Source organism: Nocardioides agariphilus (assembly GCF_015352445.1).
Taxonomy (GTDB): Bacteria; Actinomycetota; Actinomycetes; order Propionibacteriales; family Nocardioidaceae; genus Nocardioides; species Nocardioides agariphilus.
In genome coordinates this window covers 25673-44951 of the sequence record NZ_JADKPO010000024.1, presented here as the reverse complement: position 1 = coordinate 44951, position 19279 = coordinate 25673, and the positions used below count along the sequence as shown (strand labels likewise).

The 19279-nt window shown below is 69.2% G+C and carries 18 protein-coding genes; 12 read left to right on the top strand and 6 right to left on the bottom strand.

The features are described from left to right. Positions 1–4: 4 nt before the first annotated feature. From ISU10_RS16540 to ISU10_RS16530, 3 genes are read left to right on the top strand one after another with little or no spacing between them, the layout of a single operon-like run. On the top strand, positions 5–514 hold the full coding sequence (locus tag ISU10_RS16540) for a 3-methyl-2-oxobutanoate hydroxymethyltransferase (protein WP_194697525.1): 510 nt from the start codon (positions 5–7) through the stop codon (positions 512–514). Then, positions 511–1353, top strand: a complete 843-nt coding sequence (locus tag ISU10_RS16535) for a 3-methyl-2-oxobutanoate hydroxymethyltransferase (protein WP_194697524.1) — start codon at positions 511–513, stop codon at positions 1351–1353. Before ISU10_RS16540 ends, ISU10_RS16535 begins: the two co-directional genes overlap by 4 nt. Positions 1354–1370: 17 nt before the next feature. Further along, positions 1371–2219 carry an alpha/beta fold hydrolase gene (locus ISU10_RS16530; protein WP_194697523.1) on the top strand — a complete coding sequence of 283 codons (849 nt, stop codon included), beginning with the start codon at positions 1371–1373 and terminating at the stop codon, positions 2217–2219. Positions 2220–2221: 2 nt separating this feature from the next. On the opposite strand, the gene ISU10_RS16525 is transcribed toward ISU10_RS16530, so the two are convergent. Beyond that, complete coding sequence (locus ISU10_RS16525) at positions 2222–3169, bottom strand: substrate-binding domain-containing protein (RefSeq protein ID WP_228501179.1); 948 nt, start codon at positions 3167–3169, stop codon at positions 2222–2224. Between the two features lie 83 nt (positions 3170–3252). Here ISU10_RS16525 and ISU10_RS16520 point away from each other — a divergent pair, with 83 nt between their 5' ends. Together ISU10_RS16520 and ISU10_RS16515 are read left to right on the top strand one after the other, a co-directional pair. Next, positions 3253–4365 carry a zinc-dependent alcohol dehydrogenase gene (locus ISU10_RS16520; RefSeq protein WP_194697522.1) on the top strand — a complete coding sequence of 371 codons (1113 nt, stop codon included), beginning with the start codon at positions 3253–3255 and terminating at the stop codon, positions 4363–4365. Then, a complete protein-coding gene (locus ISU10_RS16515; RefSeq protein WP_194697521.1) occupies positions 4362–5396 on the top strand; it encodes an amidohydrolase family protein in 1035 nt (344 codons plus the stop codon). Before ISU10_RS16520 ends, ISU10_RS16515 begins: the two co-directional genes overlap by 4 nt. Here ISU10_RS16515 and ISU10_RS16510 read toward each other — a convergent pair. Further along, entirely contained in the window at positions 5393–6685 is a 1293-nt protein-coding gene (locus ISU10_RS16510) for an NAD(P)/FAD-dependent oxidoreductase (protein WP_194697520.1), read from the bottom strand. The two genes, ISU10_RS16515 and ISU10_RS16510, sit on opposite strands and share 4 nt — an antisense overlap. A 93-nt stretch (positions 6686–6778) precedes the next feature. Here ISU10_RS16510 and ISU10_RS16505 point away from each other — a divergent pair, with 93 nt between their 5' ends. Beyond that, positions 6779–7888 carry an MFS transporter gene (locus tag ISU10_RS16505; protein WP_194697519.1) on the top strand — a complete coding sequence of 370 codons (1110 nt, stop codon included), beginning with the start codon at positions 6779–6781 and terminating at the stop codon, positions 7886–7888. Positions 7889–7895: 7 nt separating this feature from the next. Here the strand turns inward: ISU10_RS16505 and ISU10_RS24190 are convergent, their stop codons facing one another. Then, positions 7896–8609, bottom strand: a complete 714-nt coding sequence (locus ISU10_RS24190; RefSeq protein ID WP_370865536.1) for a FadR/GntR family transcriptional regulator — start codon at positions 8607–8609, stop codon at positions 7896–7898. 210 nt (positions 8610–8819) lie between these two features. On the opposite strand from ISU10_RS24190, the gene ISU10_RS16495 reads away from it, so the two are divergent. Then, positions 8820–9950, top strand: a complete 1131-nt coding sequence (locus ISU10_RS16495) for a cupin domain-containing protein (RefSeq protein WP_194697517.1) — start codon at positions 8820–8822, stop codon at positions 9948–9950. Beyond that, the gene (locus tag ISU10_RS16490) at positions 9947–11455 is read left to right on the top strand and encodes an ethanolamine ammonia-lyase reactivating factor EutA (protein WP_194697516.1); all 1509 of its coding nucleotides are present in this window, start codon (positions 9947–9949) and stop codon (positions 11453–11455) included. Before ISU10_RS16495 ends, ISU10_RS16490 begins: the two co-directional genes overlap by 4 nt. A gap of 76 nt (positions 11456–11531) precedes the next feature. On the opposite strand, the gene ISU10_RS16485 is transcribed toward ISU10_RS16490, so the two are convergent. The 3 genes from ISU10_RS16485 to ISU10_RS16475 form a co-directional block, all read right to left on the bottom strand. Continuing rightward, positions 11532–12278: an MFS transporter gene (locus ISU10_RS16485; protein WP_370865545.1), complete on the bottom strand. Its 747-nt coding sequence runs from the start codon at positions 12276–12278 to the stop codon at positions 11532–11534. 41 nt (positions 12279–12319) lie between these two features. Beyond that, positions 12320–13663, bottom strand: coding sequence for an MFS transporter (locus tag ISU10_RS16480; RefSeq protein ID WP_194697515.1), 1344 nt, complete (start codon positions 13661–13663; stop codon positions 12320–12322). Positions 13664–13724: 61 nt separating this feature from the next. Beyond that, the gene (locus ISU10_RS16475) at positions 13725–15305 is read right to left on the bottom strand and encodes a zinc-binding metallopeptidase family protein (protein WP_194697514.1); all 1581 of its coding nucleotides are present in this window, start codon (positions 15303–15305) and stop codon (positions 13725–13727) included. Between the two features lie 538 nt (positions 15306–15843). Here ISU10_RS16475 and ISU10_RS16470 point away from each other — a divergent pair. Genes ISU10_RS16470 through ISU10_RS16455 form a run of 4 tightly spaced genes read left to right on the top strand, consistent with a single transcriptional unit; the run spans position 15844 to position 19220 of the window. Beyond that, entirely contained in the window at positions 15844–16767 is a 924-nt protein-coding gene (locus ISU10_RS16470) for a polysaccharide deacetylase family protein (RefSeq protein WP_194697513.1), read from the top strand. After that, positions 16764–17135: a cupin domain-containing protein gene (locus ISU10_RS16465; protein WP_194697512.1), complete on the top strand. Its 372-nt coding sequence runs from the start codon at positions 16764–16766 to the stop codon at positions 17133–17135. The genes ISU10_RS16470 and ISU10_RS16465 overlap by 4 nt, the downstream gene beginning before the upstream one ends. Positions 17136–17142: 7 nt before the next feature. Continuing rightward, positions 17143–18171, top strand: coding sequence for a thiamine pyrophosphate-dependent dehydrogenase E1 component subunit alpha (locus tag ISU10_RS16460; protein WP_194697511.1), 1029 nt, complete (start codon positions 17143–17145; stop codon positions 18169–18171). Continuing rightward, complete coding sequence (locus ISU10_RS16455) at positions 18168–19220, top strand: alpha-ketoacid dehydrogenase subunit beta (RefSeq protein WP_194697510.1); 1053 nt, start codon at positions 18168–18170, stop codon at positions 19218–19220. The genes ISU10_RS16460 and ISU10_RS16455 overlap by 4 nt, the downstream gene beginning before the upstream one ends. The last annotated feature ends 59 nt before the right edge of the window (positions 19221–19279 follow it).

Here is a 19279-nt window from a genome sequence, read left to right as displayed (position 1 = left end):
GGACATGGCCCGGCCGATCCTCCACAACAGCTGCGCTCGTGCCACGACGGCAGCCGAGTCGCGGTTCCGGATCGACGTGCCGATCGCACCGTGTCGCGCCGCGCGGGTCATCGGGCTCGACGACGACAGCGTCCAGGTCGTCGCCGACGCGGCCCACGAGCCCTGGCGGACGGCTCGCTTCTACGCGTGCGACGACACGGCCGAGGCGGCGGACCTCCCCGACCCTGACGACCTGAGATTGCGTGATCTCGACCGCGGTGGCATGCGGTTGGGCGACGAGCTCGAGGGGGTCGACGTCACCGTCATGGTCGCCTCGAACGACGACGGGGCGGCCGCGGCCTCCCACATCGGCCTCGCGTGCTCGCTGCGCGGGATCACGACGGCCGGCCTGGTGCTCGGGTCGGGCTCGAGCGTTGCCGGCGCCCTGGCCTCACTGCGTCCCTACGCCCGCGTGCTCCTCGTGCCGGCCGAGCCCGACGACCTGGTCCACCTGCTGACGGCGTTGCGGGCATGAGCGCTGGGTCGAGGGTCACCCTCGCGGACCTCGCGGCGATGAAGGCCGACCGCGAGAAGAGCGTCTGCGTGGTGGTCTGGGACAACCAGATGGCGCAGATCGTGGACCGGGTCGGCGTCGACATCGTGTCGGTGGGCGACAGCGTCGGGGTGAACCTGTGGGGTCACCGTGACCCCTTCGAGATCACCCTCGACGAGATGGTGATCGTCGCCCGGGCCGTACGCCGTGGCGTCTCGCGGGCGCTGGTCAGCTGCGACTTCCCCTTCGGCCCGCTGCAGGAGGGTCCGGAGGTCGCGGTCCGAGCGGCCATCCGGCTGGTCAAGGAGGCCGGGGTCGACATGGTCAAGCTCGACGGCGCTGCCGACCACCCCGAGGCCGTGGAGGCGGTCGTCGCCGCCGGCATCCCGGTCTTCGCCCAGTTCGGGATCACGCCACAGACGGCGCTGAGGTACGGCGTGACCTACTCCGGCTCCGCGTCGAGCGCTGAGCAGGTGCCGGCCGAGCTCACCGACCAGATGGTCGCCGAGGCGCGCCGCCTGGAGTCGGCCGGCGCGAGCCTCTTGAACTTCACGAACTCGGGTCCGCTCGTCGGGCCAGTCGTCACCGCAGCCGTCGGGATCCCCGTGCTCGGCGGCTTCGGTGGCGGCCCGTGGCTCGACGGGCGGATCCGGATGGCCACGGCAGCCATCGGCTACCGCGCTTCCGGCGTTGACGCGACACCGACCGATGCGTACGTCAACGTCGCGCAGCTGGCCCACGACGCCATCTCGTCGTACGCCGACGACGTACGCTCAGGCCGCCAGATCAGGGGCGGCGTCGCTTCGCCGCCCTCCGCCTAGGGTTGTCGGGAGGGCTCATGCCGCATGCCGTCATCGATGGCATCTCCACCCGCTTCGAGGTGACTGGCCAGGGCCCGCCGCTGTTGATGTTCTCGCCGGGGGGCTTCGACTCGAGCCTCGACAGCTGGCGCACGGTGGGCATCTACCGACGGCTGCGTCTGGTCGAACAGCTCTCGGAGTCCTACTCCTGCATCGGCTTCGACCGACGCGAGTCGGGCCGGTCGGGCGGACGCGTCGAGCGGATCGGCTGGGGTGACTACGTCACCCAGGCGGTCGGCCTGCTGGATCATCTCGGCATCGACCGCGCGCACCTGATCGGCGGCTGCGTCGGCTGCTCCTCGGCTGTCGCCGTCGCCGTGGCCCACACCGACCGGGTGCGCAGCCTGGTGCTCTACTCGCCGGCAGGTGGGGCGAAGTACCGCCTCAAGCAGCACGAGCGCTTCGCCGTCCACCTCGCCGAGGTACGCGCCTCGGGGCTCGCGGGCGTCGTGGACCTGGCTCGCTCGACGATCGCCGGCTTCTCCGCCGATCCGCGACTGGGCCCGTGGGCGCACGTGATCCGCGACGACGACGCGTTCGCCGAGGCCTACTCCGGCCTCGACGTCGAGCGTTACGTCACCCAGCTCCTCGGCACGGTCCGGCTCCTGTTCGACCGCGACTCCGTGCCCGGGCCCGAACCCGAGGACATGCTCACCCTCGACGTGCCGGCCCTGATCGTCCCCGGCGAGGACGACTCCCACGCGCCGTCCGCCGCCCGATTCCTGCACGAGTGCCTGCCGGCCTCACAACTGTGGGACGTCCCGGTCGCCGAGCAGACCGACCAGAGCGCACCTGCCCGGATCCTGGAGTTCCTGGCGAGTCACTGAGGTCAGGTGACGTCCGCGAACAGCGCTTCCAACGCCGGCGTCTCACTCAGGATGTGCTGGGCAAGGGCCATGTCGATGAGCTGCTCGAGCACGTTGCGGTTGGCGTCGAGCCCGTAGGGCAGCGGATCGCTGCCGGTCTCGGACATCACCAGACGATGCAGCGCGTCTGTCACTGTCGGGGCGACGAGCGTGCCGGCGGCCAAGCGCTCGACGTACTGGTCCTTGCTTGCGGTGAAGGCGTCGTACAGCGACTGGGCGACCCAGGGACGTTCGGCCAGGACGTCGTCGCGCACGACGACGAGGTGGTTGATCGGCCATGTTCCTCGCTCGCGCAGCGCCCGCAGCGCTGCCGCGTCGGGGTCGGGCAGGAGAGGGACGACGTCGGGATGGTCGAGGTCTGCCCCCACGACAGCTGCGAGGTCTCCGCCGAGGAGACGGTCGAGCAACGGCCGGTCGCCCGAGAGCGGTCGGACGTTGCCGGGGCGTTGGTAGGTCACGACGTGCTCATCGCCGGACGGACGCCAGGTGACAGCATCGAGGTCGAGGCCGTGCTCGGCGGCCAGCAGGCCGCGACCCCAGACGCCGGTCGTCACGGTGTACCCGCGGTTGACGCCGACCTCGGTCCCTTCGAGATCGGTGACCGTCCGCACAGGACCGTCGCGCAGCACCTGCAATGCCCCGTGATGGAAGCCGCGCACCAAGAACACGGGCAGCGCGGTGAAGCGCACGCCGTGCTCACGGGCGCAGAGGTAGGTCGTGATCGCCATCTCGCAGATGTCGTAGGTCAGCTCGCGCACCATGGCGCGGAAGGCGCGGACCAGCACCGGCTCCTCGATGAACGACAGCTCAACGCCGACGGGCTGGATGCTCCCGTCCTTGAGCGCTGCGTTGTTGCCCTGGGTGCGGCTCACGCCCTGAAGCATCAGCACCGGCCCCGTGGGACTGGTCACGCTGTACCCGCTCTCTCTTCGCGGCATATGATGGTCATACCTTAAGGCCATTTGCAGGAATGGCGCGAGAGCGAGGAGCGCCGGTGAGCGACCAGGTACGAGCCGCCGTGCGGGTGGCGCCGGGAGTGACCCAGATGCGGGAGTTCCCGGTGCCGGACCTGCCGGCCGACGGTGCCCTGCTCAAGGTCGAGGTCGCGGGCATCTGTGGCACCGACGTGAAGATGTACGCGTCTCCGCCGTTCGAGGCGCCCGTCATCATGGGCCACGAGAACGTCGGCACCATCGCAGCTGCGGGAGCAGCATTCGAGAGGCGTCACGGCCTGGCCGTCGGGGACCGGGTGTTCGTCGAGCACTATGTCGGCTGCTTCAGCTGTGAGTGGTGCCATGAGGGCGAGTACCGGCATTGCGAGCTGACCGACTGGCGCACCAACCCTGGTGCCCGCCGCTACGGCTACACCTCTGCCGACAACGAGCACCACCTCTGGGGCGGGTTCGCCGAGTACATGTACCTGCCGTGGAACGCCGTACTGCACAAGGTCCCTGACGGCGTGCCCGCTGACCTCGCAGGTCTCGCGACGCCGATGTCCAACGGCATCGAGTGGGCGCTGTTCGCCGCCGGTGTCGCGGCCGGCACGACGGTGCTGATCCAGGGGCCCGGGCAACAGGGCCTCTCGCAGGTGGTTGCCTGCCGCCAGGCCGGGGCGAGCCTGGTGGTCGTGACCGGTACGGCGCGCGACCGCGCCCGTCTCGAGCTCGCCCGCCGGTTGGGTGCGGACCACGTGCTCGACATCTCCGAGACCGACCCGCTGACCGCGGTCCATGACCTGACCGGTGGTCGCGGCGTCGACGTCGTCCTCGACTGCACCGCAGGTGCCGGCACGGCGCCCGTGCTCCTCGGCGTGCAGGCACTCAAGAGGCGGGAGGGGGTGATGGTGATCCAAGGCGAGCTCGCGGCGTTCCCCGACTTCCCGGTGAAGCTGATGACTGAGAAGGCGATCACCATCAAGAGCGCGCGCGGGCACCGCTACCGAGCCTGCGAGCTCGCCCTCGAGGTGATCGCGTCGGGGCGCTATCCCTTGCACGAGCTCGGCAGCCACACCTTCGGGCTCGACGAGGTCGATACGGCGATCCGCACGTTAGGTCAAGGACTCGATGACGCCATCCATGTCAGCGTCTTGCCGTGGGGCGCCTCATGAGCGCTGAGACGGTCGTCGACTGCCACGGACACTTCACCACGAGCCCTCCCCAGCACCAGGCCTTCCGCAAGGCCCAGCTGGCCTGGCTGACCGAGCCCGGAGGGCTGGTGCCGATGCCGGCGCCGATCGGCGACGACGAGCTGAGTGAGGCGGTGGAGGCCAACCAGCTGCGGGTGATGCGCGAGCGCGGCACGGATCTGCTGCTGTTCTCCCCGCAGGCCTCGGGCATGGAGCACCACGTCGAGGACCCGGCAGTCGCCGTGGCCTGGGCCCGGGCCTGCAACGACCTGGTGCACCGGCTGACCGTCCTGCACCCCGACAGCCTGGCGGGGGTCGCCCAGCTGCCACAGACACCATCGGGCGACCTGCAGTCATCGATCGCCGAGCTGCGCCGGTGTGTCGACCAGCTGGGGTTCGTCGGCTGCAACCTCAACCCGGACCCGTCAGGTGGCTGGTGGCGGTCCCCTCCGCTCACCGACGAGTTCTGGTTCCCGCTGTACGACGCGATGGTCGAGCTCGACGTACCCGCCATGATCCACGTGTCGACGTCGTGCAACCCGGCCTTCCACACGCTCGGCGCGCACTATCTCAACGCCGACACCTCGGTGTTCATGCAGCTCCTCGAGGGTGACCTGTTCTCGAGATATCCCACGCTGCGCTTGGTGATCCCGCACGGGGGCGGTGCCGTGCCCTACCACTGGGGACGCTTTCGCGGACTTGCCGACCGGCTCGGGAGGCCACCGCTGGAGGAGCACCTGCTGGGCAACGTCTACTTCGACACGGCGGTCTATCACCAGCCCGGGCTGGCGCTGCTGCTCGAGGTGATGCCCGAGGACAACGTGCTGTTCTCGAGCGAGATGCTCGGGGCGGTGCGTGGCGTGGATCCCAGGACCGGTCATCACTGGGACGACACGCTTCGTTACGTCGACCAGACACCGATCTCGGCCGAGCACCGGGCCAAGCTGCTGGCCGGCAACGTCGCCCGGGTCTATCCCCGGTTGGCGCGGCGCCTGTCGTCGGGCCGGCGCTAAGCGAGCGGCGCCAAGGTGGTGTCGGCGACAGGGACCAGCAGGCGGGCCAGCGGCACATCCGGGTCGTGGGCCAGGGCTGGATCGAGAGTCAAGCTTCTGGCGAGTGCCTTGCGGGCGGTCATGTAGTCGATCGGGGAGTTGACCGCATCGAGGGCGATCAGCCGGTCCCGGCTGAAGTAGAGCACCGAGAACCGCTCGGTGTCGGGGTCCCCGCGCAGTACCACGCGGTCGTGACCTTGCTGGAGACCGGCGATCTGCAGCTTCAGGTCGTACTGGTCGCTCCAGAACCACGGCACCGCGGGCACCGGGTCTGGCCGGCCGAGGATGGCGAGCGCCGCTTGCCGACCCTGGGCGACCGCGTTCTGCACGGACTCCAGTCGCACCAACCCGACCTCTCCCGCAGGGTGGGACATCGCGGTGCAGTCGCCGGCCGCGAGCACCGTCGCGATGCTCGTCCGACTAGCGCCGTCGACCACGATGCCGCCCTGGACCGCCAAGCCGAGCTGGTCGGCGAGCTCGGTGGCCGGCTGCGCCCCGATCCCGACCACGACGAGGTCGGTCGGCAGCCGTCGCCCGTCGGTGAGCCGCACGGCCGTGGCCCGACCGTTGGTGCCCTCGATGCGGTCGACGGCCGCTCCCAGGTGGACGCGTGTGCCCCTGCGCTCGTGCGCCCCGCGGTAGAAGTCCGACGTCAGACTGGCCACGGCCCGGGGCAGCACGCGCTCGGCGGCCTCGACGACGTCGACCGAGAGCCCGGCTGTCCTGGCCAAGGACGCGACTTCCAGTCCGATGAACCCGCCGCCCACGACGGTCACGTGGCTGGCGCCCTGCAACCTCCGGGTCAACGTGTCGGCGTCGTCGATGCCGCGCAGATAGCACACGCCGTCCAGATCGGCACCTGGCACCGGCAGCCGGTGCGGTCGAGCGCCGGTCGCCAGGATGAGCCGGTCGAAGGCATGCGGGGTGCCGCCCTCACCGACCGCGGCTCCGCTCCCCGCCTCCGCGTCGTGCAGACGGACCTCGACGATCCGCTCGCCCGTCACGACCGTGATGCCCGCGCTGGCGTAGTAGGACTCGGCGCGCAACTCGAGCGTGGACCGCGAGGCGGTGCCGGCGAGGTAGCCCTTCGAGAGTGGTGGGCGTTGGTACGGCGCGTACGGCTCGTCGCCCACCAGGACGATCGGCGAGGTGTACCCGTGCTCTCGCAGGGTGGCAGCCGCCTGTACGCCGGCCTGGCTGGCACCCACGATGAGGGTGCCGTCGCCATGGGCGCTCGCGGCTGCGGGCATTGCTGGGATCTCCTGTGTCGATCGGGTAGGACCATATAATGGTATGCTAATTAGACCCTACATGGACAGGTTCGGATGTCGAGATCCACCCCCATGGCCGCAACGGCGTCCGGCGTCTACGCACTCGGCCTGGCGATGTCCACGGTCGCCTTCCCGCTCACTGCCCTGCACGCGGGCTACTCGGGCACCGACGTCGGGCTGCTGGTCGGCTTGTCGGCAGCCGCGCAGCTGACCAGCAGGCTGTTCCTGGCTCGGGTCATGCGCGTGCTTGCCGACCGGACCCTGGTGGTCGGCGCCGGGGGGTTCCTGGCCGTCTCCGACCTGGCCATCGTCCTCTCCCACCAACTGGCTCCCTTCCTGGCGGCGGCCTTGCTGCAGGGGGTCTCGCGCGCCTGCTTCTGGACAGGCCTGCAGACGCATGTACTGCGCCAGGCCGGCAGCGAGGGCCGCCGCGCCCTGGCCCGGGTCAACCTCTTCTCGGGTATCGGCCTGGTGGCCGGCCCGAGCCTGTCGGGGGCCCTCGGCGAGATCTCACTGAGCCTGTCGCTCGCCGTTGCTGCGGCCATCGCCCTGGCCAGCTGCGGTCCGGCGCTCATGCTGCGTCGCATGCCTGTGTTCGTGCCGCCCGCCGACCGTCCGCCTGGGCGGCTCTGGCGACGCCCCGGTGTGGACTCGGGCTGCTGGGCGGGTGTCACCGCGGGGGCGTGGCGGGCGCTGCTCTCGTCGTACGTTCCGGTCGCGCTGACCGCTGCCGGTGCCGGCACCAGCACCGTGGGCATCCTGGTCTCGTGCGCCGACACGGGATCCATCGCCGGGTCGGCTGCTGCCGGCAGGGTGCGAGACGGTCAGCTCCGCCGCGCCTACGTCGCCTCCACGCTGGGGGCGGCCGCCGGCATCGCCGTGGTGGTCCCGGCTGCCGGAGTCCCCGTGCTGGCAGCCGTGTTCCTCGCGGTCTCGGGTCTGGGAGCCGGTGTGCTCCAGACCTTGGGTCCGGCGATGGCCACGCAGTCCGTGGCGCCCGGTGAGCGGGCCGAGGCCGTGGCCGTCGCAGGTACCTTCCGAGCCGCCGCCCTCATGGTCGCCCCGGTGGGTGTGGCCGGCCTGGTGCTGGTCGCGCCGCTGGGGGTTGCGATGGCGCTGGCCGGCGCGCTGATGGTGCTGCCGTCGCTCACGGCCCGGCGGCCGTTGCCGGCTCAGCTGTGAGCCGGCCTCACTCGTCGATGGACTCCACGCGCGAGGCGGTGCGTTGCAGGTGGGTCTTCATCACCTTGATGGCGGCCTCGACGTCACGCTGTTCGATGGCCTTGACGAGCTGGCCGTGCTCGGTCGTGCCTTTGCGCCCCATCAACGGCGCGTTGACCCGGGCCTCGTTCAACGACATCAGCAGCGGGCCGTGGAAGCTCTGGACCAGCATCTCGATCGCCGGGTTGTGCGTGCAGGAGGCGAGCCTGGTGTGGAAGGCGGCCGACATGTCCATCGTGTAGGCGTCGTTCTTCAACGCCTGCTCGGCTTCCTTGACCAAGACCTGGAGGTCCGCGATGTCCTCGGCGGTGGCGCGCTCCACGGCGTAGGGGATGATCCCGAGCTCGAAGACCATCCGGGCCTCGGTGACGTCGGCTGCCGTGAGCGGCGAGAGCTGCAGCAGGTCGGCGAGCCCCTCGCCGAGGCGAGCGGCGGTGGGCGAGGTGAAGAAGGCGCCGCCGCGAGCGCCGACCCGGATCTGGATCAAGCCGCCGGCCTCGAGGACGCGCAGGGCTTCGCGGACCGTGACACGGCTGACGCCGAAGCGCTCGCACAGCTCGCGCTCGCTGGGGAGCCGGTCGCCGGGCACCAGCTTGCCGTCGCGGAGCAGCGACTTGATCTGGTCGACGATGTGCTGGGAGACCCGCTCGTTGGTCACCGGGCTGAAGAGGCCATCGGTCACCTGGCTTTTCGTGCTTTCCCTGCCCGCCACGTCGGTCCTCTCGTCGGGGCGACCCCCGTGCCGCCATGCCAATGGTATGACCCACCAGCCATTAATCAGGCTTCGGACCAGTGCGTTGGCGGGGTGGACTTCCGGACGATCCCCGAAGGTAATACCATTGGCCCACTTCGTGACCGGCAGGTCACGGCCCTTGTCGTGGAAGGAGTCCGCGTGACGGACGCACTCGTGTCGGACGAGCTGGCCCAGAAGTTCGCGACCGAGAAGGACTCGCCGTACGTCCGGTGGGTCCACGACGAGGGCCTCGACATCATCGCCGCCCACTACGTGCCCGACCTGCACACCGTGGAGCTCAAAGCATGGCCGCGCCGTGGGGGCGCGGGGGTGTTCATCAACCACGAGGCGACGCGCACCTCCAACGACTGCTACGTCTGCGAGATCCCGGCGGGCGGCAAGCTCGCCCCGCAGCGGCAGCTGTTCGAGGAGATGATCCTGGTGCTCGACGGGCATGGCTCCACCGCCGTCTGGAACGACCAGGGTCAGGAGCAGACCTTCGAGTGGGGGCCGGGATCGATCTTCGCCATCCCGCTCAACGCCTGGCACCAGCACTTCAACGGGGCGGGCACGAGGCCCGCCCGCTTCGTCTCCTCGACGAACCTTCCGCCGGTGCTCAACCTCTATGACGACGTCGACTTCGTGTTCGGCACGCCCCACGACTTCCTCCATCGCTTCGCCGGGGAGGCCGACTACTTCGCCGACAAGGACGAGCACGACGGGCTGCTGCTGAAGACCAACTTCGTCGCCGACGCCGTCAACCTGCCCCTCATCCACGCCAGGGAGCGCGGCGCCGGTGGAGGTCACATCAGGTTCTCGATGGCCAAGGGCTCGATGAACAGCCACATCTCGGAGTTCCCGGTCGCCACCTACAAGAAGGGGCACCGCCACGGGCCGGGCGCCCACGTCATCATGCTGACCGGCACGGGCTACAGCCTGATGTGGCCGGAGGGCGAGGAGCCTCGCCGCTACGACTGGCAGCCGGGATCGCTGATCGTGCCGCCCAACATGTGGTTCCACCAGCACTTCAACACCGGCTCAGTGCCGGCCCGCTACCTCGCGTTCAAGCACGAGGGAGTCTCGATCCGCAACGCCCAGGGAGTGCCGAAAGCCTGGATCAGTCGACGCATCGGGGGCGACCAGATCGACTACGTCGACGAGTCGTCGGTCGTGCGCGAGACCTTCGTCAGTGCGCTTGCCGCCAACGGCCTGGCCCCCGCGATGGACGCGGCCTACGCAGCCGAGCTCGTCGACCTGCCGCCCGAGCCCGAGGGCCGGACGACGGGTTGAGCGCATTCCTCGACCCCGACGAGCCGCCGCTCGCCCCTGGCGACCCGCGCGAGCTCCACACGGACGAGGTCGGGCCCGAGTACCCACTGTGGCGACAGGACAACGTCGTCCTGCTCAGCGTCGGCATCGACATCGGTACGGCGACCACGCAGGTCGCCTTCACCAAGCTGCACCTGCAACGCGTCTCGACGGGCCTCGACACCGGCTTCGTGGTCGTGGACCGAGAGATGCTCTTCGAGTCGGCGGTGAGCTTCACGCCGTACGACGAGGACCGTGCCATCGACGGGGCCGCACTGGGGGCGATCCTCGACGCTGCCTATCGCACCGCCGGCGTCGACCCCGCACAGGTCGACACGGGCGCGGTGCTGATCACCGGCGACGCGCTCAAGCGGGTCAACGCCGAGCGTGTCTCCGAGATCGTCTCGCGTCACGCGGGCGACTTCGTCGTCGCGGCTGCCGGCCACCACATGGAGGCCGAGCTTGCGGCGCACGGATCTGGAGCGGTCCGACTGTCGGCCGAGCGGAAGGCAACCCTGCTCAACATCGACATCGGGGGCGGCACCGCCAAGTTCTCGGTCGTGCGCGATGGCGTCGTCGAGCAGACGGCTGCGCTCCACGTCGGATCGCGGCACGTCGTGGTCGCCGACGGACTGGTGGTCGGCCTCGACGTGGACGGGCCGCTGGGTGCCGGGGGCCTGGGCTGGTTCGAGATGGGTGCACCGATCGACGCCGAGGTCCTCGACAAGGCGGGAGGCGTGCTGGCAGACCTGGTCCTCGACGCGATCTCCGGCGGCGGTGGTCGCTGGTGGCTGACCGAGCCGATCGCGGACTCGCCGACGTTCGACGCGCTGGTCTTCTCCGGTGGTGTGGGGGAGTACGTCGAGGGCCGTGGGTCGCCTGACTTCGGCGACCTCGGAGGCTCGATCGGGACGTCTCTGCGCGAGCGAACCGCAGCTCCCGGCTTCGCGGTGCCGACGTGGCCCGCCGACGAACGCATTCGTGCGACCGTGCTCGGTGCTGCTGGCTACACCGTGCAGCTCAGCGGCCTGACGACCTACGCCTCGCCCACCTTCACGCTGCCACGCCGCAACGTCCCGGTCGTCCGGCCGGCCTACGACGCGGGGTCCTGTGACGACGGCCAGGCTGTGTCGGCCGCGATCGAGCGACGCCTCGCCAAGCTGGACGCCGTGGCTCCAGGGGAGACCCTCGCGGTGGCACTGGCATGGTCGGGGCGATCGGAGTATGCGCGGCTACGCGCGCTCGCCGAGGGCATCCGCGACGGGATTGCCGCGCGCATCCAGGCTGCCGCACCCACGATCCTCATCGTCGACGCGGATGTGGCGATGACCCTCGGCCGGATCCTTGTCGAGGAGCTCGGGGTGGCCTCGCCCCTGCTGGTACTGGACGGGCTGCATCTGACCGACTTCGAGTACGTCGACGTGGGTGCGCCCAATGACGCGTCGAGGGCTATGCCAGTCGTCGTGAAGTCCTTGGTGTTCCGGTGAGCGACGTCAGCATCGCCGCCGTCGTGGACGCCTCGCGCGCTCTTGCCCGGGCTGGCCTCGGCGACATGGTCTGGGGTCACGCGTCCGTGCGTGATCCTGACGGCCGCGGCGTCTGGATGAAGGCCTCCGGTTGGGCGACATCGGTGACGAGGGGGGCGATGAAGGAGTACATGGCGAAGATCCCGCCGAATCCCACGACTCCCGAAGCCACGACGACGACGACCTGTGGATGCAACAGGACGCGCAGATCCCTGCGCGGGCTGGCAGAGCTGTCACCGGGGGTCGGTGGGACGCAAGCCAGGATCGACAAGGCACCGGCACCAGCGATCGCGACGACCAGCCAATAGGTCGCCCGCCAGCCGAAGGCCTGCCCGAGGTACGTCGCCGCGGGGACCCCGAGGATCATGGCGACCGCCGGGCCGATCATGACCGCGCTGACGGCACGGCCCCGTCTGCCCTGAGGGACGAGGGAGACGGCCACCAGAGAGGCCACTCCGAAGTACGCGCCGTGGGGAACCCCGGCAACGAACCGCGCAACCAACATCGTGGGGTAGGTCGTCGCGACAGCACTGAGCCCGTTGCCGAGTGCCAACGAGATGGCGAGCACGACGGCCACGCCCTTCCTGGGGAGGTGGGCGAGGAGACCAGCAAGCAGGGGTGTCCCGATCACGACGCCGAAGGCATACGCGCTGACGATGTCCCCGGTCTGGGCGATCGAACGATGGATCGATGCGGCGATGTCGGGCAACAGGCCCATCGTCGCGAACTCCGTCGTCCCGATCGAGAAGCCGCCGATCGCCAGCGCCAGGATGGCGACCCCCACCGAGCCGGAGCGGTCGCCGCGAGCCGTGATCGGCCGGAGAGTCACCGGCTGGCACTCTGCTCGTCGGACGACACAGACCGGGGCAACCGGCCGACCACGCAGAGTGCGGCCAACCCGACCAGGCCCGCCACGACGAAGACCACGGAGTACGAGTGCTCAGCTCCCCCCGCGCTCGCGCGGGCGAAGGCCCACCCGCAGACGCTGGCGACCAGTGCGCAGCCCAAGGCGTCCGAGGACTGCAGGGCGGCGGTGTTGCTCGCGTGGCTGGACGGAGCGGAGAAGTCGTAGACCAGTGCGGACACGGTGGGGATCGCGCTCCCCATCCCCATGCAGGCGACGGACCAGAACAGGCCGACGGGCCACCACCACCCCGAGAGCAAGATCGCCGCCACCATTCCCGCCATCCCCAGCGTGATCAGGCTCGCGCCCAGGCCCACGACCTCGACGCGGCGCTGCGCTGTGCCCGCCACGGACCTTGCCTGAATGGCAACTCCACACAGCCACGCCACCCCGCCCGTGCCGACGATCAGCCCCGCATCGCGCACGGACAAGCCGTAGCGATCGATCAACATGAGGGGGAGCCAGGCCTCCACGCCGAAGAACGCACCCGCGAGCAGCCCCCGCATGGCGATCGCGGCGGGCACCCCTCGGCGTCCGGTCAAGGTCCCCGGAGGCAACATCGCGGGCGTGGCGACGACGATCAGCAGGACTGAGACCGCCACCAGCCCGAGCTGCGGCCCCGGTCCCGTCTCACCGAGCGCGAGACCGACGATCCCCGCGGCGACGGCCGAAGCCGGCAGCAGAGGTGACCTGGCTGGCACCGCAGCGGGTTCGCTCGAGAGCTGCCTGGCGCTGAGCCACACGGCCACGCCGCCCGGCACGTGAGCCAGCGCCGCAATGACGAACGTCCACCGCCAGCCGACCTCGTCGGCGATGGCACCCACCAATGACGGACCAAGGATGCCCGGAAGGATCCAAGCAGTGGACAGCACGCCGAGCATGCGCGCCCGGGCGGCGCCGTGAAACAGGCGCACCGCGACGATGTAGACAGCAACCAGCGACAGCCCCGCTCCCACCCCCTGGACCCCGCGGAACCCGACGAGAACTAACAGGACCGGCGCCCACGCCGCGACGACCAAGCCGCACGTACTGATGACCGTGGCCACCAACACCGTCCGACTGATGTCCCAGCGGCGTGAGAGTGCGCCGCCGGCCACCATGCCCAGGATGTTGCCGGCCAGGAAGACGGCGTAGGTAGGCCCCAGATCGACGGCCGTCCCCAGCTCCCGGATCCCCAGCGGGATCGCGATGGTGATCCCGACGTTCTGGAGGGAGAGCGTGGCGTAGGCCGTCAAGATCCCCAGCGCCGCCAGACGCGTCCTCATCTGGGGACGCTGCCGGATGCCGAGCCGGTCAGGTGGGAAGCACCACAACCTGACCTTCGCGTCACTCCAGGCGCTCACCGAAGCTGCGTGGTGAGCCGAGCTGGTACTCATAGCCTCGCTCGGTGGTCACGTACTCCGGCCAGGGGAGGTCGGTCGGAGGGTCGAAGTCAGCAGGCAGCAGGGGAGTCAGGCAGCGCGCGTCGGCGGTCTCGCGACGGCGGTTGTACTCGTCGGTCGCAGTGCCCAGCAGCGCGTCGTGCTCGATGAGGTCGAGCGCGGTCGCCGCAATCGTCTGTCCGCCGTAGATCCAGGTCGGGTCGATGGCCGCTCGGATGCCGTTCATCGAGTTGTTCGCCCAGTGGGTCAGGGTGGTGTTCTGCCGCAGGATCGGCTTCGCCGTGTGGAAGCGGACCGTCGGGCAGTGCCAGGAGTACTCCGTGTAGTCATCGGCGCCCACGCACTCCTGCCAGGGCGGCAGCGCCTGCTTCTGCAGGTCGTCCCAGACAGTGGGTGGTGTCACCACGTGGCAGAGGTCGTCGAACGGATCGTCGCTCACCTCGAGTCCGAGCTCCTTCTCCAGGGCCCGGCCGTGCGTGTAGGCCTCGGGCCCGAACTTGGCGGGTCCGATGGACTCGAGATTGCGGAACACCGCGTCGGCCAGGGCGTGGTTGGGCAAGCCAGGACGAGTGCGGGTCACCCAGCGCATCGACACGCGGCAGTTCGTGATCGCCGCGACATGCTTGGCGTTGCGCCGGAGGATCTCGATGATCTGCTCTTGGACCTCGATGAGCGGCGACCTCACGGCGTAGTGGATCTGGGCGATGCGCTGCGCCTGGTTGTCGGCCGTCGCGTTGCTGCCGTTCAGCACGGCTTCGTTGACGGTCCAGAAACCGGTAGGAGGAAACATGTTCTCCTTGGTGAACCGGGTCGTGGTGATCATCAGCGCGAGCGCGTCCAGCGTTCCCGGCGAACGCACCTCTGCATGCGGCCCCCAGGGCAGTGCCTTGGTCGCCGAGTTGTCCACCCAGGGCTCGTCCTCGGGGCACTCGAAGGTGAAGACGACGCCCCAGTTCATGCAGTTGCTGATGTCCCACAGCGCCGTGGTGAACGACAGCGGGTGGTAGCTGATCGAGGCGTCCAGAGTGTCGTAGTAGCCCTTCGCTGCGTGCACGGCCTTGGAGCCGCACACCTTCTCCGCGCACTCGCCGAACAGATGGATGCGGCCGGGCTGCTTCGTCTTCTCGAGTGTCCGCTTGAGGGCCAGCGCACCGGCGAGGGCACCCACACCCAGGGCGCAGTGCGCGTCGGTGAACCCGGGGGCCCACGTATGAGCACCTTCTCGCGGCTTCCTGAACGTGGTCGCATCCTGTGAGCTGCCGGGCGACGCGTCGTACTCGGCGTACAAGCCGATCTCCGGTCCGCCGTCACCCCAGGTGGCATGGAAGGCGGTCGGCATGCCGCCCGACCCTGCTTCCACCTCGAAGCCCTCCTGCCGCAGCAGCTCCACGTAGTGCTGGGAGGACTTGTACTCGCGCCAGGCGGGCTCTGAGAACCTCCAGATGTCCATGTGGAAGTCGGACAAGGACGGGGTCAGGTCCTCGATCTCCCGCATCGCCATCTTCTGGGTGTCGCTCAGGCTCATCGCAGTCCTCTCGGGATGTGGTTGACAGGCGCTCGCCCACCGACGCCGGCCAGTGGGCCTCCGCAGCATAGGACGCACAACGCGCCGCGAACAGGGCTGTAGTGGAAATAACTCGCTCAGAATGGCGCCTGCATGAACAATTGGCCGCCTGCGCGGCCCGCTTTCTGTAGACAGCGGATTGGTAGGCGTGTACCTTCCTCGCCACCCGAGCAACCGTCGGGACCGGGCAGCATCGATCGACAAGGAGGGAGCCACAGGCCGGAGGGGGACTGCAAGAACGTTGCAAGCCGAGGGAGACGTCGTGTACACGTGGGTCTGACCGGGGTTACAGTTATCCTGTAAGCGACTAGAATCGCTGGTCAGGTGTCCGTTGGATATGCGGCAACCGCTACCCACGGGTGGCCGCGGCCGCTGGGGGCTGCAAACCCGGGACGAGGCGGACGCCCGCTGATGGCCAGGCCGTCATCGAGCCACCACGGCAGCAGGTGCTCGCGAGGCCCGGCCCGTGACCAGGACGTTCAGGCGAAGGGAGTCGAGGGTGAGGGACCGTGACCTGGTGGGGTACGGCAGGAGCGTGCCCCGCGGACGCTGGCCCAACGGCGCCCGGTTGGCGGTCTCCGTCGTGCTCAACTACGAGGAGGGCTCAGAGCGGAACTTCGCCCTCGGCGACGCCGACCAGGAGACCGGGACCGAGTGGGGACAGTATCCCTACCCTTCCGACGTCGCGAACCTGGCCATGGAGTCGATCTACGAGTACGGCGCCCGGGTGGGCGTCTGGCGGATCTTCGAGACCGCAGACGCTGCGGAGATCCCGTTGACGATCTTCGCCTGCGCACTGGCCTTGGAGCTGAACCCTGATGTCGCCGACTATGTGCGGGAGGTTGACCGGCACGAGGTGTGCAGTCACGGATACCGGTGGGAAGAGGTCTTCAGGCTGTCGCGCCAGGAGGAGGCCGAGCACATCAAGCTCGCCGTGGAGAGCTTCGAGCAGACCGTCGGCCGACGACCGGTCGGATGGTACTGCCGCTACGGACCGAGCGAACACACCAGGGAGTTGCTCGTCCGCCATGGTGGCTTCCTCTACGACTGCGACTCCTACGCTGACGACACTCCCTACTTCGTGGAGTGTGAAGGCGAGACCCGGCTGGTCGTCCCCTACACACCGGATGCCAACGACTTCCGGTTCTGGCAGGCCAACGGCCCGGTCACCGCAAGGGCGATGGGGGAGTATCTGCAAGACAGCTTCGACGAGCTCTACCAGGAGTCCGAGCATCACCCACGCATGCTGTCGGTGGGTCTTCATCCCCGCATCATCGGCCGCCCCGGTCGGATCAAGGCGCTGCGGGACTTCATCGCCTACGCCCGCTCACATGACGGCGTCTGGTTCGCCACCCGCGAGCAGATCGCCCGCGCGTGGCTGGAGATCGCCGATCCGGCCTCGACTCCCGCGGGGTCGCGATGAGCGAGCGCCAGAGGCCCGCAGGGGACCACGTGCTGGTGGAGCAGCGCGTTCTCGCGTCGATCGACTGGCCACCGACTCCACACGGTGACTACTCAGTGCACGTCGGACTCACCTCCTTGCGCCCTGGAGGGTGCACGGACGTGCTCCAGCACGACGTACCAGAGGTGGTCACGATGCTCAGCGGCTCGCTCGAGGTCTGCATGGACGGCGACTGGACGACGATCCGCGCCGGCGACACGTTCGTGATCACCGCGAGCGCCTGGCACGCGTTCTCCAACGTGACGGACCGCGATGCCTCCATGCTCTTCGCCTTCGGCGGGGATCCCACGCCCGTCACACGGCGCCGCGTCGTCGAGACAGGAAGGTGACATCACCGTGACCACCACAGCAGAGCGTCGGATCGGCGTCCTTCGCACCATGGTGCGCGCCCGCGCCTTCGAGGAGGGGTTGGGCGAGGAGTTCGCCAAGCAGCGCGAGCACGCCAAGGCTGCCTTCGGCGGCAGGAACAGTGCGTTCGAGGACTACAACGCTGAGTTCCACATCCCCATCCAGGGAAATATCGAGCTCGCCATCGGTCAGGAGGCGACGCCGGCCGCCATGTGCGCCTGGCTGACGCCGGACGACTATGCGGCCGGGACGCATCGGTCGCACGCGCTCGCCATCGCGAAGGGCGTCCCCATCGACAGGATGCTTGCCGAGATCTATGGCAGGGCCACGGGGTTGGCCGGTGGCCGTGGCGGTGACTTCATGCTCAACGACCCGGATTCCGGTTTCGAGAACAGCGCGATCATGGCCCAGCTGACAGCGGTCGCGCTCGGTCACGCGTTCGCCCACCAGCGCCAGCGCACGGGCGGGGTCGCAACGGTCTTCATCGGCGACGGGGCCAGCAACCAGGGTGTCGTCCACGAGTCCATGAACCTGGCTGCCCTGTGGAAGCTTCCCGTCGTCTTCGTCATCGAGGACAACGGGTATGCGATCAGCACGCGACGGAAGAGCTCGAGCGCTGTCGAGGACCTGAGTGCGCGTGCGCTGCCCTACGGCATGCCGGGGAGTACGACCGAGGACCGCGAGGTGGATCGGTTGATCTCGACAGCGGGCGAGGCGGTGGCCCGCGCCCGGCGAGGGGACGGACCCAGTCTCCTGGTCAGCCGCACCCACCGGCTTCGCGGGGCCTTCGAAGGGGACAGTCAGGCGTACCGCCCGGACGGCGAGCTCGAGGACGAGGAGGCGTCCGACGCGCTACCGGCCTACGGCCGGCTGCTGGTCGAGGAAGGTCTCGTCGACGACTCGTGGATACGGGACATCCGGGCAGGTGCCGAGGCGGACTTTGCCAGAGCGCTGGACTTCGCCGAGTCCTCGCCGTACCCCGAGCCGGAGACCGCACGAGAGGGCCTGTTCGCATGAGCACCATCGCTGATGATCCGCAGACGTCGGTGAGCGTCCGAGGGCGCCAGCTGACCTTCACCGAGGCGATGGTCGAGGCGCTGGACCACGCCATGACCGAGGACGACGGGGTCGTCTTGATGGGTGAGGACATCGGGCGCATGGGCGGCGTCGCTGGCCAGACGCGGGGTCTGCATGACAAGTACGGTGACCACCGGGTCATCGACACACCGATCTCCGAGGCCGCCTTCTTCGGCCTGGCCGCGGGTGCCGCCCAACGCGGGATGCGCCCGGTGGTCGAGCTGATGCGGGTCGACTTCGCCGGGGTGGCGATGGACCAGATCTACAACTACATCGCGAAGATCGGCTACTGCACGAACGGCCGCCGGCGCGTGCCGATGACGATCATGACCCAGGTGGGGAACCCCCTTCGTCAGGGTGCCGTTCACGCACAGACCCTGTACGGCATGTTCGCGCACATCCCTGGCCTCAAGGTCGTCGCACCCTCCAACAGCCACGATGCCAAGGGCCTCCTGTACGCCGCCGTACGTTGCGAGGATCCGGTTGTCTTCCTGTTCCACTCGAGCCTGCTGGCGATCCCGGCCGGTCCAGGCATCGAGGAGTGGACGGCCCTCGACGTGCCGACGGAGGCCTACGCGGTAGAGATCGGCAAGGCGCGCACGGTCCGTGAGGGTCGCGACGTCACCGTGGTCTCCAGCTCCTACACCGTGCACGAGTGCCTCCGGGTGGCGCAGCGGCTGGAGGCACTCGACATCTCGTGCGAGGTGGTCGACCTGCGCAGCATCGTGCCTCTCGACATCGACCACGTCGTCAGCTCCGTGGCCCGCACCGGCCGGCTGCTGGTGGTCGACGAGGACTACGCCTTCGCCGGTCTCAGCGGGGAGATCGTGGCGCAGGTGACCGAGGCGGGCGTGGCTATGAGCACGCCACCCCGCAGGGTCGCCCGTGAGCACCTGCCGATCCCGTACTCGCGGATCCTGGACGACCAGGTCCGTCCGAGCGGTGCACGGATAGAGGAGGCCGTGCGGGACCTGGTTTCCAACGGCTGATTCGACACCCATCGTCCCGGCCCAGGGCCGGAACCCACACATCACATCTGGAGGACGTT

Coding starts and splice junctions, on each gene's coding strand:
- ISU10_RS16540 (WP_194697525.1), top strand. CDS start 5: ATGGCCCGGCCGATCCTCCACAACAGCTGCGCTCGTGCCACGACGGCA.
- ISU10_RS16535 (WP_194697524.1), top strand. CDS start 511: ATGAGCGCTGGGTCGAGGGTCACCCTCGCGGACCTCGCGGCGATGAAG.
- ISU10_RS16530 (WP_194697523.1), top strand. CDS start 1,371: ATGCCGCATGCCGTCATCGATGGCATCTCCACCCGCTTCGAGGTGACT.
- ISU10_RS16515 (WP_194697521.1), top strand. CDS start 4,362: ATGAGCGCTGAGACGGTCGTCGACTGCCACGGACACTTCACCACGAGC.
- ISU10_RS16510 (WP_194697520.1), bottom strand. CDS start 6,685: ATGCCCGCAGCCGCGAGCGCCCATGGCGACGGCACCCTCATCGTGGGT.
- ISU10_RS16505 (WP_194697519.1), top strand. CDS start 6,779: ATGGCCGCAACGGCGTCCGGCGTCTACGCACTCGGCCTGGCGATGTCC.
- ISU10_RS16480 (WP_194697515.1), bottom strand. CDS start 13,663: ATGAGGACGCGTCTGGCGGCGCTGGGGATCTTGACGGCCTACGCCACG.
- ISU10_RS16475 (WP_194697514.1), bottom strand. CDS start 15,305: ATGAGCCTGAGCGACACCCAGAAGATGGCGATGCGGGAGATCGAGGAC.
- ISU10_RS16465 (WP_194697512.1), top strand. CDS start 16,764: ATGAGCGAGCGCCAGAGGCCCGCAGGGGACCACGTGCTGGTGGAGCAG.
- ISU10_RS16455 (WP_194697510.1), top strand. CDS start 18,168: ATGAGCACCATCGCTGATGATCCGCAGACGTCGGTGAGCGTCCGAGGG.